We start from the raw sequence: 13,977 nt of genomic DNA on the forward strand, positions 1-13,977 counted from the left end.
TCGAGCGGACCGGTCCGCCGCCGTGGCAGCAGGGAGCCTCTACATCACCGGGACCGTGGCCGGTGTCCTCAGCATGGCCGTCAGCGCTCCGGTCCGTGGCGCGCACGACCCGTTGGCCGCCGCCGCGGAGCACCCCGGTGCGGTCGTGACGGGCGCCCTGCTCGTGCTCGTCATGGGGTTGTCGCTCGCGTTCGTCCCGGTGGTGCTGTTCCCGGTGCTGCGTCGGGTCGACGAGGCGCTGGCGATCGGCTACCTGGTCGTGCGCGGGGCGCTCGAGACGGCCTGCTACCTCGTCCTCGCGCTCAGCTGGCTGCTCCTGGCGCCCGTGGGTGAGGTCGTGTCGGCAGGACCGGGCACGGCATCACCGATGGGGATGCGCCTCGGCGGCCTGCTGTTCGCCGCGGACGCCGTGGACGCGGTGCTCGCGGTCGTGTTCGGCTGCGGCGCCGTCCTGCTCTACGTGCTGCTCTACCGGTCGCGCCTCGCCCCCCGCTGGATCGCGGTGTGGGGTCTCGCGGCGATCGCGGTGTACGTCGTCGCCGACCTGCTCGCGATGTACGACGTCGTCGGCGCGGGCTCGACCGAGCAGGTCCTGATGCTCATGCCCCTGGCCGTCCAGGAGATGGTGCTGGCGGTGTGGATGATCGCGCGCGGCTTCCGTTCGACGGCTGGTGCGAGCACGGCCCAGCCGGCGGACGAGGCGCTGGTCCCGGCGTGAGTCAGCCGACGGCTGAGGCGGTCCGCGTCAGGCGCACGTGGCACTCGGTCGGCTCCTCGACGACGAACTCGACCGCGAGCGCGCCGTGCGCGTCGGCGGTGAGCTCCGCGAGCAGCGGCATCGGGCGGTGCGGGGCGATGAGCACCATCGTGCCGCCGACCGGGATCGCGCCGAAGGCTCCGCGGACCGCCGCGTGGCGGACGGCGTGCGGGATCGCCCGCACGTCGAGCACGACCTCGGACTCCTCGTGCTGGCAGCCGCACACGTGGCCCTCAGCGGCGGCCGGCGACGTGGGGCGGGACTCGATCTCGACGTTCTCGGCGGGCATGGGGACCTCCAGGTCAGGGGTGGGGCCGCAGTCGCGCGCGGCCGTCTCGGCAGTATTCACGGCATTATCCGTGCTTAACCGGGACCTTCGACCGTCGCCCGGCGTCGGCGGGCCCTCCGCGGCTCCGGACCGCGCCGGTCAGCCCTGCGCCGGTCAGCCCTGCGGCGCGTGGCGGTCCAGGAACTCGTACACCTCGGTCGTGTCCACGCCCGGGAACGCCCCGGTCGGCAGCGCGGCCAGGGTGCTCGCGTGCGGGCGGGCGCTCGGCCAGGCCCGGTCGGCCCAGCGGTCGGCGAGCTCGGTCGGCGCCTGGCGGCAGCACGTCGGGTCGGGGCACCGGGAGACGGCCCGCTCGGTCGTCTCGCGACCCCGGAACCAGCGCACGTGCTGGAACGGCACCCCGACAGACACCGAGAAGTCCCCCTCCGAGGAGCCCTGCACGCGCGACGTGCACCAGAACGTGCCCGTCGGGGTGTCGGTGTACTGGTAGTACGGGCTGAACCGGTCGGGGATCGCGAACACGATGCGCGCCGTCCAGTTCTTGCACACCGGCTGGCCCTCGATCGCGCCGAGCGGGTCGGACGGGAACCGCACGCCGTCGTTCTCGTACGCCTTGTGGAGCGTGCCGCTCTCGTGGACCTTCATGAAGTGCACGGGCACGTCGAGGTGCCGGGTCGCGAGGTTGGTGAACCGGTGCGCTGCGGTCTCGTACGGGACCGCGTACGCGTCGCGCAGGTCCTCGACCGACAGCCGGCGCTCGGCCTTGGCCTCGCGCATGAGCTCGGCCGCGCCGGCCTCGGGCAGCATCAGCGCGGCGGCCAGGTAGTTCGTCTCGACGCGCTGGCGCAGGAAGTCCCCGTAGTCCCGGGGCTCGGCGTGCCCGAGCACGAAGCTCGCGATGGCCTGCAGCAGCGCGGAGCGCGGGTCGCTCGACGACGTGAGCCCGTGCGGCAGGTAGATCCGCCTGTTCGCCAGGTCGGTCACCGACCGGGTCGAGTGCGGCAGGTCGTGGACGTAGTGCAGCGTGAACCCGAGGTGGGCGGCGATGTCGGCCGTCCCGCGCTGGGACAGCGGACCGCCGGGGTGCTCGACCGCGCCGAGCAGCCGGCGCGCGTGCTCCTCGAGCTCGGGGAAGTAGTTGTCCTGCGCGCGCATGGTCGCGCGCAGCTCGGCGTTGGCGCGGCGGGCCTCCTCGGGCGTCGCGGCCTTCTCCGTGAGCAGCCGCTGGACCTCGGCCTGGAGCCGGACGAGGGCCTCGAGCGCATCGGTCGGCAGCGACTTGCCGACCTTGACCGTCGGCATCGCCAGCGACGCGAACAGCGGGCCGCGCTGGGCCCGCTCGAGCTCGACCTCGAGGGCCGACCGCCGGCTCGGCGCCTCCTCGCGCAGCAGCTCCGCGACCGGCACGCCCAGCGCCGCGGCGATCTGGCTGAGCAGCGACAGCTTGGGCTCGCGGTGGCCGTTCTCGATCATCGACACCTGCGACGCGGCGCGGCCGATCGCGGCGCCGAGCTCGTCGAGCGTCAGCCCGCGCGCGGTGCGGAGGTGCCGGATGCGGCGGCCCAGGACGAGGGTGTCGACGGCGTCGTCGGGCAGGGGCGCGAGCGTGGGGGTGATCGCCATGCCTCGACGGTGTCAGAACCAGGCGCTTCTGTCGAGCAGAAGTTCTGACGATCTTCTGCGAACTTTGCCGGTGAAGACCTGTTGACCTTCCCCCAGAGTGGTCCCACCAGGCCAGCAACCGGAAGATCGAGGGACATCGTGAACGAGACAACGTCGTCGACGCAGCAGCCCACCACGACCCGCCCGGGCGACCAGACCCAGACGGCCGCCGAGCTCGCCCAGCAGTGGGCGACCGACCCCCGCTGGGCCGGCCTCCGCCGCGACTACACCGCCGAGGACGTCATCGCGCTGCGCGGATCGGTCCGCGAGGAGCACACGCTCGCCCGCAGGGGGGCCGAGCGCCTGTGGGACCTGCTCCACGCCCGCGAGTGGGTCCCCGCGCTCGGCGCGCTCACCGGCAACCAGGCCGTCCAGCAGGTCAAGGCCGGTCTCGAGGCCATCTACCTGTCCGGCTGGCAGGTCGCGGCCGATGCGAACCTGTCCGGCCAGACGTACCCGGACCAGAGCCTCTACCCCGCGAACAGCGTCCCCGCCGTCGTGCGCCGCATCAACAACGCGCTGCTGCGCGCCGACCAGATCGAGACCTCCGAGGGGACGGGGCGCACCCGCGAGTGGCTCGCGCCGATCGTCGCCGACGCCGAGGCCGGGTTCGGCGGACCGCTCAACGCCTACGAGCTCATGGCGTCGATGATCGAGGCCGGCGCGGCCGGCGTGCACTGGGAGGACCAGCTCGCGGCCGAGAAGAAGTGCGGCCACCTCGGCGGCAAGGTCCTCGTCCCGACGAGCCAGCACGTGCGCACCCTCAGCGCGGCGCGGCTCGCGGCCGACGTCGCGGGGATCCCGACCGTCGTGATCGCGCGCACCGACGCGCTCGGCGCCGACCTCCTGACGTCCGACGTCGACCCGCGCGACGAGCCGTTCCTCACGGGCGAGCGGACCGCCGAGGGCTACTTCCGGGTGCGTCCGGGCCTCGACCCGGTCGTCTCGCGGGCCATGGCCTACGCCGAGTACGCCGACCTGATCTGGGTCGAGACGTCCACCCCCGACCTGGACCTCGCGCGGGAGTTCGCCGAGCGCATCCACGAGCGGTTCCCCGGCAAGCTGCTCGCCTACAACTGCTCGCCGTCGTTCAACTGGCGTGCGGCGCTCGACGACGCGACGATCGCGCAGTTCCAGAAGGAGCTCGCCTCCTACGGCTACGCGTTCCAGTTCATCACCCTGGCCGGCTTCCACGCGCTCAACCACTCGATGTTCTCGCTCGCCCGCGGGTACGCCGAGCGCGGCATGAGCGCGTACGTCGAGCTGCAGGAGGCCGAGTTCGCGTCCGAGGCCGACGGCTACACCGCGACCCGCCACCAGCGCGAGGTCGGCACCGGGTACTTCGACCGCGTCGCCACGGCGCTCAACCCGGCCAGCGCGACCCTCGCGCTCGCAGGGTCGACCGAGACCGCGCAGTTCGCGCAGGCGCACTGACATGTACGAGGTCCTCGAGCCCCGGCTCGAACCACGACCCGCTGGTCCCGCCACACCACACACCGCACCGCCCGCCGCACCACGAGAGGAGCACGCCATGCCCACGCTGACGCCCACCACGACCCGTCCCACGGCCGTCGCAGCGCCGACCCTCGAGATCATCGGGCCCGTCGTGCCCGGCTCGGAGCAGATCCTGACCCCCGAGGCGCTCGCGTTCGTCGCCGAGCTGCACACGCGGTTCGCCGGCTCGCGCCACGACCTGCTGCTGGCCCGCCAGCGCCGCAGGGAGCGGTTCGCCAACGGGCTCGACCCCGACTTCCGCCCCGAGACCCGGCACATCCGCGAGGACCGCACCTGGCGCGTGGCCGGGCCGGGGCCGGGCCTCGAGGACCGCCGCGTCGAGATCACCGGCCCGACGGACCGCAAGATGACCATCAACGCGCTGAACTCCGGCGCGCGCGTCTGGCTCGCCGACCTCGAGGACGCCACGTCGCCGACGTGGGAGAACATCGTCGGTGGCCAGCACAACCTCGCGCTGGCCATCCGTGGCCAGATCGACTTCACGTCCGACGAGGGCAAGGAGTACCGCGTCGGGCCGACGACGCCGACCATCGTCATGCGTCCGCGCGGCTGGCACCTCGCCGAGAAGCACCTGCGGTTCACGGACCGGGCCGGCCAGCGCTCGTCGGCGTCGGGCAGCCTCGTCGACGCCGGCCTGTACCTGTTCCACAACGCGCAGGCGCTCATCGACGGCGGCCTCGGGCCGTACCTCTACCTGCCGAAGATCGAGGGCTACCTCGAGGCGCGGCTGTGGAACGACATGTTCGTCTTCACGGAGGACCGGCTCGGCATCCCGCGTGGCACCATCCGCGCGACGGTGCTCATCGAGACGATCACGGCGGCGTTCGAGATGGAGGAGATCCTCTACGAGCTGCGCGAGCACTGCGCGGGGCTCAACGCGGGTCGCTGGGACTACATCTTCAGCATCATCAAGAACTTCCGCTCGCGCGGCCCCCGGTTCGTCCTGCCGGACCGTGGCCGCATCACGATGACCGTCCCGTTCATGCGCGCCTACACCGAGCTGCTCGTCGCGACGTGCCACCGCCGCGGTGCGCACGCCATCGGCGGCATGTCGGCGTTCATCCCCAACCGGCGCGACCCCGAGGTCACCGAACGGGCGCTCGCGCAGGTCAAGGCGGACAAGGAGCGCGAGGCCGGCCAGGGCTACGACGGCACGTGGGTCGCGCACCCGGACCTCGTGCCGGTCGCCCGCGCGGTGTTCGACGAGGTCCTCGGCGACCGCGTCGACCAGCGTGACCGGCTGCGCGAGGACGTCCGGGTCACGGCTGCCGAGCTGCTCGACATCCCGTCCGCGGGGGGCGGCGAGCCCGGCGCGGTGTCGGACGCCGGCGTCCGCGGCAACGTGTCGGTCGGCGTGCGCTACCTCGAGGCGTGGCTGCGCGGCAACGGTGCGGTCGCGATCGACAACCTCATGGAGGACGCGGCGACGGCGGAGATCTCGCGGTCGCAGATCTGGCAGTGGGTGCACCAGGAGGTCGTCACCGCCGAGGGGACCCGGCTCACCGCCGACTCGGTCGAGGACGTCCTGACCTCGGTGCTCGACGGCCTGGAGCGGTTCGCGGGCGACCGGTACGACGACGCGGCCGAGCTGTTCCGTGAGGTCGCGCTCGACGACGCGTACCCGACGTTCCTCACGGTGCCCGCGTACACGCGGTTCCTCGTGCACGTCGGTCCGCCGACGTCCTCGGGCACGCCGTCGTCGGGCACCCCGACGGCGGCGTGAAGGCACGCTGACCAGCTGCGGGCGCCCGGCGGCCGAAAAGGTCTTGTCGGGCGCCCGCAGCGGACGTAGCGTCGACCGCACATGGGAAAGGAGGTGGTCCCCGAGTGAAGATTCTTGGGACGCGTGAGGTGACTGTCCGCTAGTCGCCCGAGCATTCGGACGGACTGACTCGGTCCCCCCGCAGTGCCACCTGGACCCCTGCCGGGTCGGGCGGCGAGCGAGTACCAGGCAGTCACCGCAGCCCGTGGGAGCCGTGATCTCGTCCTTCGCGGCAGGGACCCCGTCAGGGGGACCGGCCCACGGGCTGTCCTATGCCCGGTCCCGTCCGGGCGCCCGGGCGGGCGCCGGATCGCGGACCCGCGCACCTCGGGCGCCCCGGACGGTGAGAGTCTGGACCCATGGGCCAGCTCAAGACACCTGCCGAGATCACCGCGATGCGTCCGGCTGGGAAGTTCATCGCCAGCGTCCTCGTGTCGCTGCGCGACTACGCGAAGGTCGGCGTGAGCCTGCGTGACCTCGACGCCCACGCGCACGCGCTCATCGACGCGGCCGGCGCCCACTCCGTCTACCTCGGCTACCACCCGTCGTTCGGTGCGATCCCCTACCCGGGCGTGCTGTGCACGTCGGTGAACGACGCCGCGCTGCACGGCCTGCCCTCGGACTACGTCCTGGTCGACGGCGACGTCCTGAGCGTCGACTTCGCCGCGCAGGTGCAGGGCTGGGTCGCCGACTCCGCGATCACGTTCCAGGTCGGCACGCCGACCGCGGCCGCGACGACGCTCATCGAGACGACCGACCGGGCGCTCGCCGCCGGGATCGCCGCCGCGAGGCCCGGCAACCGTATGGGTGACATCTCCGCGGCGATCGGCGCCGTCGGGCGAGGCGCCGGGTACGGCATCAACGCGGACTTCGGGGGCCACGGGGTCGGGCGGACGATGCACGAGGACCCGCACGTCCCGAACCTCGGCCGCGCCGGGACCGGTCAGAAGCTCAAGCCGGGACTCGTCATCGCGATCGAGCCGTGGTTCATGGCGGGCGGCGACGAGTACGTCATCGACCCCGACGGCTGGACCATCCGCACGGCCGACGGCTCGATCGCTGCGCATGCCGAGCACACCATCGCGATCACCAAGGACGGCCCGCTCGTCCTGACGGCCCGCGACGAGTAGCCCGGTGCCGGACGCCGGTTGACCGGTTCAGAACCGCTGGTCGAGTCCGATCAGGCGACGAGGCCCACCGAGCTCGACCGCATCCCGCTCCGCTCCAGCTCGGTGACGGTGGCCCGGATCGGCTCGAACGTCGCGCCTCCCAGGGCGCCGCCGGAGGCGTCCTCGCGGGCGCAGCCGGACATGGCGTCCGCCTGCTCCCGACGCGCGCGCATCACGGTCGCGATGGTGCGGGCGCCGATCACGGCCCAGACGACGTTCGCGGCGACCGACGCCCAGACGTGCCCGCGCGCGGCGACGAGACCCATCATCAGCGCCGCGGCGACGTTCGCGACCTGGAAGCGCCGTGACGACACCGACCAGGTCCCGCGCGAGACGAGCCCGTAGGCGCCGACGCAGGTGACGGCGCCGATCCATCCGATGGCGGTGACGAGGGCGTGCACGAGCGGGCTCCAGAGAATGGCGGGACAGCGACAGCCGTCGGTCGGGGATTGCCCGGTGCGGCTCTGGGCCCAGTCTGCTCCGGTCGAGCAGTTCACTTCAAATGAACTGCGGTCAACCAGGTAGTAAGCCGAACTGATCGTGTCCGGTATGATCGCCCCGTGCCGACCGATCCGCGCAGACTCGCCGTGCTGCTGGCCGTCCACCGAGCCGGCGGCGTCAACGCTGCGGCAGACCTGCTGCACGTCACACCGTCCGCGGTGTCGCAGCAGATCACCCGGCTCGAGGCCGAGGAGGGTGTCCAGGTGCTCGTCCGCGGCCCCCGCGGCGCGACCCTGACCCGCGCCGGCCGCATCCTCGCGGAGTCCGCCGAGCGCATCGAGGCCGAGCTCGTCGACGCGCGCAAGGCCATCGCGACCCTCGGCGGCGAGGTCGCGGGCCGCGTGACGATCGCAGCGTTCCAGACGGCGATCCGCGCCGTCATCGGGCCCGCGCTCGCCGTCGTCGCCGAGCGGTACCCGGGGCTCGAGCTCGCCGTCGAGGAGCGCGAACCTGCGGAGTCGCTGCGCCGGCTGCGCGACGGCGACGCCGACATCGTCCTCATGGAACGCGACGAGGACTCCGACGCGACGGTCCCGCGGGGGGTGCGCGACACGGTCCTGCTCGAGGAGCCGTGGCGACTCGTCCTGCCCGCCTCGGTGGCGGCCCCGACCCAGCTCGCCGACCTCCGCGACGCGACCTGGGTCGGCTCGGAACCCGGCACAGCGGCGGCCCGGGCGCTCGGCCGCGTCGCGGCGACTCTCGGCACGCGCGTGCGCACCCGCCACCAGTACTACGACTTCGACGTCGCGCTCGCGCTCGTCGCCGCAGGTCAGGGCGTCGCCATGCTCCCCGCGCTCGCGCTGCAGGGCGACGTGCCGACCGGGGTGAGCATCGTGACGGTGCCCGGCCTCGGGTCGCGACGCCTCGTCGCACGGCACCGGGCGACCCGGCGCGAGCCCGGCCCGGCGGTCGCGGCGGTCCTCGACGTGCTGCTCGACGTGGCGGCGGAGCTCGAGCTCGCCTGATGACCGGGTGGCTGCCGTCCGCGATCATGGACCGGTGAGCACCCCGTACCGCGTCATGACCGTCTGCACCGGCAACATCTGCCGGTCGCCCATGGCCGAGGTCGTGCTGCGCGCACGACTCGAGTCGGCGGGGCTCGGCGACGTGGTCGTCGTGGACTCGACGGGGATCAGCGCCGAGGAGCACGGCAACCCGATCGACGAGCGCGCCCGGACCGCGCTCGCCAGCCGGGGCTACGAGGTCCCGCGGCACGCGGCACGCCAGGTCAGGGCCGTCGACCTGCCGGCCCGCGACCTCGTGCTGGCGATGACGAGCACGCACGCACGGGCGCTGCGACGGCTCGCGCGGGACACCGACGCTGCGAGCCGCATCGTCATGTACCGGGCGTTCGACCCGGCGGCGCCACCCGTGCCCGCGGGCGGCCCCGAGCACCTCCTCGACGTCGACGACCCCTGGTACGGCGGCCCTGACCAGTTCGAGTCGTGCCTCGACGAGATCGAGGCGGCGGCGGACGGGATCGTCGAGCACGTACGCGCGGCGATCGTGGCGCCGTGATGCCCACCCGGCTCATCAGGCTGGACGACGCCCCGGTCGTCGCCCAGCTCCTCCGGGACAACCGTGAGTTCCTCGCTCCCTGGGAGCCGGTCCGGCCGGAGCCGTTCTTCACCGACGGCGGCCAGCAGGAGGTCATCCGGGCCTCGCTCGAGGAGCACGAGCAGGGACTCACGCTGCCGCACGTCATCGTCGACGACTCCGACCGGATCATCGGGCGCATCGCTCTCAGCCGCATCTCGCGGGGACCGTTCCAGTCGTGCAGCCTCGGCTACTGGGTGAGCGCTGCCGACAACGGGCGCGGTGTCGCCACCGCTGCCGTCCACGACGTGCTGCGGGTCGCCTTCGAGGAGCTGGGGCTGCACCGCGTCGAGGCCGGGACCCTGCGGCACAACGTGCGCTCGCAGCGCGTCCTCGAGCACAACGGGTTCATCCACTTCGGCGTCGCCCCGGCGTACATCCAGATCGCCGGCACCTGGCAGGACCACCTCCTGTTCCAGGTCCTGACGGACGTCCCGGACTGATCGTTCACCCGTGCTCGCCACGGGATGCCGCGCGCGGACGGGGACACAGCGCAAGACTTGCGCTGTCTGTCGGCGTCAGAGCCGACGCGGTCGAGTGGAGCGAACGATGAAGTTCACGATCTACAAGGACAAGGCCGGGGAGTTCCGGTTCCGGATCGTCGCCACGAACGGGAACGTCCTCGCGGCGAGCGAGGGCTACAAGGCCAAGGCGTCGGCGCAGGGCGCGATCGACCGCATCAAGTCCGACGCGGCGGGCGCCACGGTCGTCGACGAGACGACTGCGTGAGACCTGCGTGACGCGCGGGCGGCGCGGGAGGATGTGGTCATGAAGGTCTCGCGCCGCTCGCACGTCCCACCTTTCGCCGTCATGGAGGTCCTGGCGGCCGCGAACGCGCGCCGGGCCGCCGGGGAGTCGGTGCTCAACCTCTGCGCCGGCGAGCCGTCGTCGGGCGCGTCCGACGTCGTCCGCGAGCGCGCGATCACGCTGCTCACGAGCGGCGACCTCGGGTACACCGAGTCGATGGGGGCTCCCCCGCTGCGCGCCGCGATCGCCGAGCACTACGGGCGCTGGTACGGCGTCGACGTCGACCCGGCGCGCATCGCCGTGACGACCGGGTCGTCGGGCGGGTTCATGCTGGCGTTCCTCGCCGCGTTCGACGCCGGCGACCGCGTCGCGCTGGCCAGGCCCGGCTACCCGGCCTACAAGAACATCCTCACCGCGCTCGGCTGCGAGGTCGTCGAGCTCCCGTGCGGGCCCGAGACCCGCTACCAGCCGACGCTCGAGCAGCTGACCGACGCGTACGTCGACGGCGGCCTGGACGGCGTCGTCGTCGCGAGCCCGGCGAACCCGACCGGCACGATGATCTCCCCGCAGGAGCTCGCGGGGCTCTCTGCCTGGTGCGCCGAGTTCGACGTGCGGCTGATCAGCGACGAGATCTACCACGGCATCACCTACGGCGGGCCGGACAGCCAGGAGCAGTCGACCGCCGCGCAGTACCTCGACCGGGGCGCGGTCGTCGTGAACTCGTTCTCGAAGTACTGGGCCATGACCGGCTGGCGGCTCGGCTGGCTGGTCCTGCCCGACGACCTGATCACCCCGATCGACGCCCTCGCGAGCAACGTCGCACTGTGCCCCCCGGCGCTCGCGCAGCATGCAGGGATCGCGGCGTTCAGCCCTGAGGGGTACGCCGCGGCCCAGGCCAACGTCGAGCAGTACGCCGCGGCGCGCTCCCTCCTGCTCGGACGGCTGCCGGAGCTCGGCTGGATGCGCGTCGCCCCGGCCGACGGCGCGTTCTACCTGTACGCCGACATCGCCGCGTCGGGCCTGGACTCGGTCACGTGGTGCGCTCGGCTGCTCGCCGAGACCGGCGTCGCGCTCACGCCCGGGACGGACTTCGACACGGTCGACGGGCACAAGTGGGTCCGGCTGTCGTTCGCGTCGTCGGTCGCCGTGGTCGACGAGGCGGTCGACCGCATCGTCGCGTGGCAGCGCACGCTCTGACGGCCGGCCGGCGCGGGTGCGCCCGGGTCAGACCGGCGCCAGCGGTGCGTGCGGCCCGGCGGGCAGCTCGACGACGATCGCGTCGTCGGGCCGGACGAGCCCGCTGACGAGCACGACGCTCATGACGCCGGCCTTGCGGATCAGGTTGCCGTCCGCGTCGCGGTCGAGGACCGCCCGCATGAGGCCGTCCTGGTGACCGTCGATCTGCGTGCACGGGTTGCGCAGGCCCGTGAGCTCGACGACGGCGGTCTCACCGAGGTGGAGCCGGGTGCCGACGGGCAGGCCGAGCAGGTCGATGCCGCGGGTCGAGATGTTCTCGCCGAGGTTGCCCGGGGCCACCGTGAACCCGCGACCGGCGAGCTCGTCGAACAGCTCGGTCTGCATGAGGTGGACCTGCCGGAGGTTCGGCGGCGGGTTCGGTCCGCGTCGCGACATGTGCTGCACGGCCATGCCCGAGTGCACGTCCCCCTCGACGCCGACCCCGGCCGCGAGCCGCACGACGTCCTGGTTGACCTTGGCGAAACCGTGCACGGCGCTGCGGCTCACCGCCACGACCACTCCACCCGATGCCATGCCGGGACGGTATCGGATAAGCATGACGCCATGGCCCGTTCGACCTGAGAGCATCGGCCCGTGGTGGACTCCCCAGAGAACGAACAGTCGGTGCGCATCGCGCAGCTCGACCTCTCCGCGCTGCGGGCGCTCGCCGCGGGTGACCTCGTCGAGGCGCAGCGGCACGTGACCGTCCCGCTGACGCCGTACCTGGTCGAACCCGACTCGCGGCACCTGTGGCAGATGCGCGTCGGGCAGGTCGCCGACGACGCGGGCACTGCTGCCTGGGTCACCGGCGTCGTGGTCGACGAGCGGACGGGTCGCGTCGTCGGCCGGGCGGGCTTCCACGGGCCGCCCGACGACGCCGGGATGGTCGAGGTCGGCTACTCGATCGACACGGCCGAGCGCCGACGCGGGTACGCGCGGGCCGCGCTGCGGTGGATGCTCGCGCGGGCCGCGGCGGAGCCCGACGTCCGCGTCGTGCGCGCGACTGTGAGCCCCGACAACGCGGTGTCCCGCGGGCTCGTGCTCGCGCACGGGTTCGTCGAGGTCGGTGACCAGTGGGACGACGAGGACGGGCTCGAGATCGTCTACGAGGTGCCGGCGGGCGGTCCGACCGACTGAGCGGCGACCGTCCGCAACGCGCCCGACACGTGCGGCCCGTACGGTCGGGGCCATGGACGTGGCGGTGCTGGGCGCGACGGGCGACATCGGACGACAGGTCTGCACGCAGCTCATCGAGCGGCGCGTGCTCCCGACGTCGTCCCGCCTGCAGCTCGTCGGCCGCCCCGGCGGGGCCTCGGCGCGGGCGACGTACGGTCTGCGCGCGGACCTCATGGACGCGTACGACGAGCACGCGCCGCTGATCGACGTCGCGCTCGACCCGGACGACGTCGTCGCGGACGTGATCGTCGTCGCTGCCGGCCGCACGACCCCGCCGACCGCGGGCGGCTCGACGGACCGGTCCCAGCTGGCAGCCGACAACCATGCGGTGTTCGAGTCCTACGCCCGCGCGCTCGCCGCGCACGGGTCGGGCCACGAGGTCGTCGTCGTCGTGTCCAACCCGGTCGAGCTGGGCGTGGCCGTCATGGCGCGCGCGCTCGGGCGGCACCGGGTCATCGGCATGGGCGCCTGGCTCGACACCCTGCGGTTCCGCCGCGAGATCGCGGTGTCGCTCGGGCTGCGGCGGCATCGCATCGGCGGCTTCGTCGCAGGTCAGCACGGCATGGACCTCGTGCCGCTGTGGTCAACCGTGCGGATCAGCGGTCTCGACGTGGACGAGCGTCGTCGGGCGATCGACGGGCTGCGGCGCGGGCGGACGCTCGCGACGTTCGGCGCCGAGCTCGCCGACGCGCAGGGCCGGCTGCTCGCGATCGCCGCGCAGGACATGGGTGCGGCCTTCGACCTCATCGACACCTGGCCGCCCGACCTCCGCGCGGTCGCCCGGCCCTGGATGACGCACCAGAGCAGCTCGAAGACCGCGGCGGGCACCGCGAACGCGACGGTCGAGCTCGTGGACACGCTGCTCGACGGGCGCGAGATCGTCGTCGCCGGGCAGGTCGCGCTCGCCGGCGAGGTGAGCGTCGGCGGCCACCGGCTCGACGGGGTCCTCGGCGTGCCGGTCGTGCTCGGGCCCGAGGGGTGGACGCGGGTGCTGCTCGACGAGCCCGCTCCCGACGAGGCCGAGCTGCTGCTCCAGTGCCGCGACCGCATCGACGCGACCCTCGCCCCGTGGGACCTCGGCCGGCCCGGAGCGGCCGCGTGAACGGCGGCGAGCGGTGGGTCGCGCTCGTGCGCGGCACCGACCGTCCAGGCACGCTCACTGCGCTGACCAGCGTGTTCTCGACCCGGGGGGTCAGCTTCGAGTCGCTGGCGACCGGCGCCGTCGACGGCGACGCCGGAACGATCGCCGTCACGTTCCGCGCGAGCGCCCGGCGTCAGCAGCTGCTCGTCCGGACCGTCGAGCGGCTCTCGGTGGTCCGCTCGGTCGAGGTGCGCTCGGCCGACGACCCGGCCGTCCGCGCTGCGGGGGTCGTGCGGATGCCCGACGGCGTCGGGTTCACGCCGCCCGCCGACGCCGACGTGCGCTGGTCCGGCGACGCGTCGGCCGGTCAGCCGGTGCTCGTCGAGGGCTCGCTCGCGGATGTGACGACTGTCGTCGCGGATGCCCGTGCGCAGGGCGCTGCGATGACCGCAACAGTGATCGTCGGCCTCTGACCCCACTCCACCC

16 protein-coding genes are annotated in these 13,977 nt (G+C 73.2%); 12 read left to right on the plus strand and 4 right to left on the minus strand.

Translation table 11 applies throughout. From position 1 onward, the window contains the following. The first annotated feature begins 22 nt into the window (after nucleotides 1-22). On the plus strand, nucleotides 23-718 hold the full coding sequence (locus tag DDP54_RS07465) for a DUF4386 domain-containing protein (protein WP_158274475.1): 696 nt from the start codon (nucleotides 23-25) through the stop codon (nucleotides 716-718). A gap of 1 nt (nucleotide 719) precedes the next feature. Here DDP54_RS07465 and DDP54_RS07470 read toward each other — a convergent pair whose 3' ends face one another. Next, on the minus strand, nucleotides 720-1,106 hold the full coding sequence (locus tag DDP54_RS07470) for a DUF2249 domain-containing protein (RefSeq protein WP_242448284.1): 387 nt from the start codon (nucleotides 1,104-1,106) through the stop codon (nucleotides 720-722). 93 nt (nucleotides 1,107-1,199) lie between these two features. Then, nucleotides 1,200-2,669 (minus strand): helix-turn-helix transcriptional regulator, encoded by a 1,470-nt coding sequence (locus DDP54_RS07475; protein ID WP_109131212.1) that lies wholly within the window; start codon nucleotides 2,667-2,669, stop codon nucleotides 1,200-1,202. A gap of 138 nt (nucleotides 2,670-2,807) precedes the next feature. Between DDP54_RS07475 and aceA the strand changes: the two genes are divergently transcribed. From aceA to map, 3 genes are all read left to right on the plus strand, one after another. Beyond that, nucleotides 2,808-4,142, plus strand: a complete 1,335-nt coding sequence (aceA, locus tag DDP54_RS07480) for an isocitrate lyase (RefSeq protein WP_242448285.1) — start codon at nucleotides 2,808-2,810, stop codon at nucleotides 4,140-4,142. Between the two features lie 97 nt (nucleotides 4,143-4,239). Then, nucleotides 4,240-5,946, plus strand: a complete 1,707-nt coding sequence (gene aceB / locus DDP54_RS07485) for a malate synthase A (RefSeq protein WP_109131213.1) — start codon at nucleotides 4,240-4,242, stop codon at nucleotides 5,944-5,946. A 398-nt stretch (nucleotides 5,947-6,344) separates the two neighbouring features. Next, entirely contained in the window at nucleotides 6,345-7,115 is a 771-nt protein-coding gene (map, locus tag DDP54_RS07490; protein WP_109131214.1) for a type I methionyl aminopeptidase, read from the plus strand. Nucleotides 7,116-7,165: 50 nt separating this feature from the next. Here the strand turns inward: map and DDP54_RS07495 are convergent, their stop codons facing one another. After that, nucleotides 7,166-7,555, minus strand: coding sequence for a hypothetical protein (locus DDP54_RS07495; protein ID WP_197711334.1), 390 nt, complete (start codon nucleotides 7,553-7,555; stop codon nucleotides 7,166-7,168). A 159-nt stretch (nucleotides 7,556-7,714) separates the two neighbouring features. Between DDP54_RS07495 and DDP54_RS07500 the strand changes: the two genes are divergently transcribed. The 5 genes from DDP54_RS07500 to DDP54_RS07520 all read left to right on the plus strand — a co-directional run bounded on the left by DDP54_RS07500 (nucleotide 7,715) and on the right by DDP54_RS07520 (nucleotide 11,195). Then, a complete protein-coding gene (locus DDP54_RS07500; RefSeq protein ID WP_109131215.1) occupies nucleotides 7,715-8,620 on the plus strand; it encodes a LysR family transcriptional regulator in 906 nt (301 codons plus the stop codon). 34 nt (nucleotides 8,621-8,654) lie between these two features. Then, nucleotides 8,655-9,173 carry a low molecular weight protein-tyrosine-phosphatase gene (locus tag DDP54_RS07505; RefSeq protein WP_242448286.1) on the plus strand — a complete coding sequence of 173 codons (519 nt, stop codon included), beginning with the start codon at nucleotides 8,655-8,657 and terminating at the stop codon, nucleotides 9,171-9,173. Beyond that, nucleotides 9,173-9,694: a GNAT family protein gene (locus DDP54_RS07510; protein ID WP_197711431.1), complete on the plus strand. Its 522-nt coding sequence runs from the start codon at nucleotides 9,173-9,175 to the stop codon at nucleotides 9,692-9,694. The genes DDP54_RS07505 and DDP54_RS07510 overlap by 1 nt, the downstream gene beginning before the upstream one ends. A gap of 106 nt (nucleotides 9,695-9,800) precedes the next feature. Further along, a complete protein-coding gene (locus tag DDP54_RS07515; protein ID WP_109131217.1) occupies nucleotides 9,801-9,980 on the plus strand; it encodes a DUF1508 domain-containing protein in 180 nt (59 codons plus the stop codon). Between the two features lie 39 nt (nucleotides 9,981-10,019). After that, nucleotides 10,020-11,195: an aminotransferase class I/II-fold pyridoxal phosphate-dependent enzyme gene (locus DDP54_RS07520; RefSeq protein ID WP_109131218.1), complete on the plus strand. Its 1,176-nt coding sequence runs from the start codon at nucleotides 10,020-10,022 to the stop codon at nucleotides 11,193-11,195. Between the two features lie 27 nt (nucleotides 11,196-11,222). Here the strand turns inward: DDP54_RS07520 and DDP54_RS07525 are convergent, their stop codons facing one another. After that, nucleotides 11,223-11,768, minus strand: coding sequence for an MOSC domain-containing protein (locus tag DDP54_RS07525; protein ID WP_109131219.1), 546 nt, complete (start codon nucleotides 11,766-11,768; stop codon nucleotides 11,223-11,225). A 60-nt stretch (nucleotides 11,769-11,828) separates the two neighbouring features. Here DDP54_RS07525 and DDP54_RS07530 point away from each other — a divergent pair, with 60 nt between their 5' ends. Genes DDP54_RS07530 through DDP54_RS07540 form a run of 3 tightly spaced genes read left to right on the plus strand, consistent with a single transcriptional unit; the run spans nucleotide 11,829 to nucleotide 13,964 of the window. Further along, nucleotides 11,829-12,371, plus strand: a complete 543-nt coding sequence (locus tag DDP54_RS07530) for a GNAT family N-acetyltransferase (protein WP_197711335.1) — start codon at nucleotides 11,829-11,831, stop codon at nucleotides 12,369-12,371. 52 nt (nucleotides 12,372-12,423) lie between these two features. Further along, the gene (locus DDP54_RS07535) at nucleotides 12,424-13,512 is read left to right on the plus strand and encodes a lactate dehydrogenase (protein ID WP_109131220.1); all 1,089 of its coding nucleotides are present in this window, start codon (nucleotides 12,424-12,426) and stop codon (nucleotides 13,510-13,512) included. After that, a complete protein-coding gene (locus DDP54_RS07540; protein ID WP_146192383.1) occupies nucleotides 13,509-13,964 on the plus strand; it encodes a hypothetical protein in 456 nt (151 codons plus the stop codon). Before DDP54_RS07535 ends, DDP54_RS07540 begins: the two co-directional genes overlap by 4 nt. The last annotated feature ends 13 nt before the right edge of the window (nucleotides 13,965-13,977 follow it).

Origin of the sequence: Cellulomonas sp. WB94, assembly GCF_003115775.1 — a bacterium.
Taxonomy (GTDB): Bacteria; Actinomycetota; Actinomycetes; order Actinomycetales; family Cellulomonadaceae; genus Cellulomonas_A.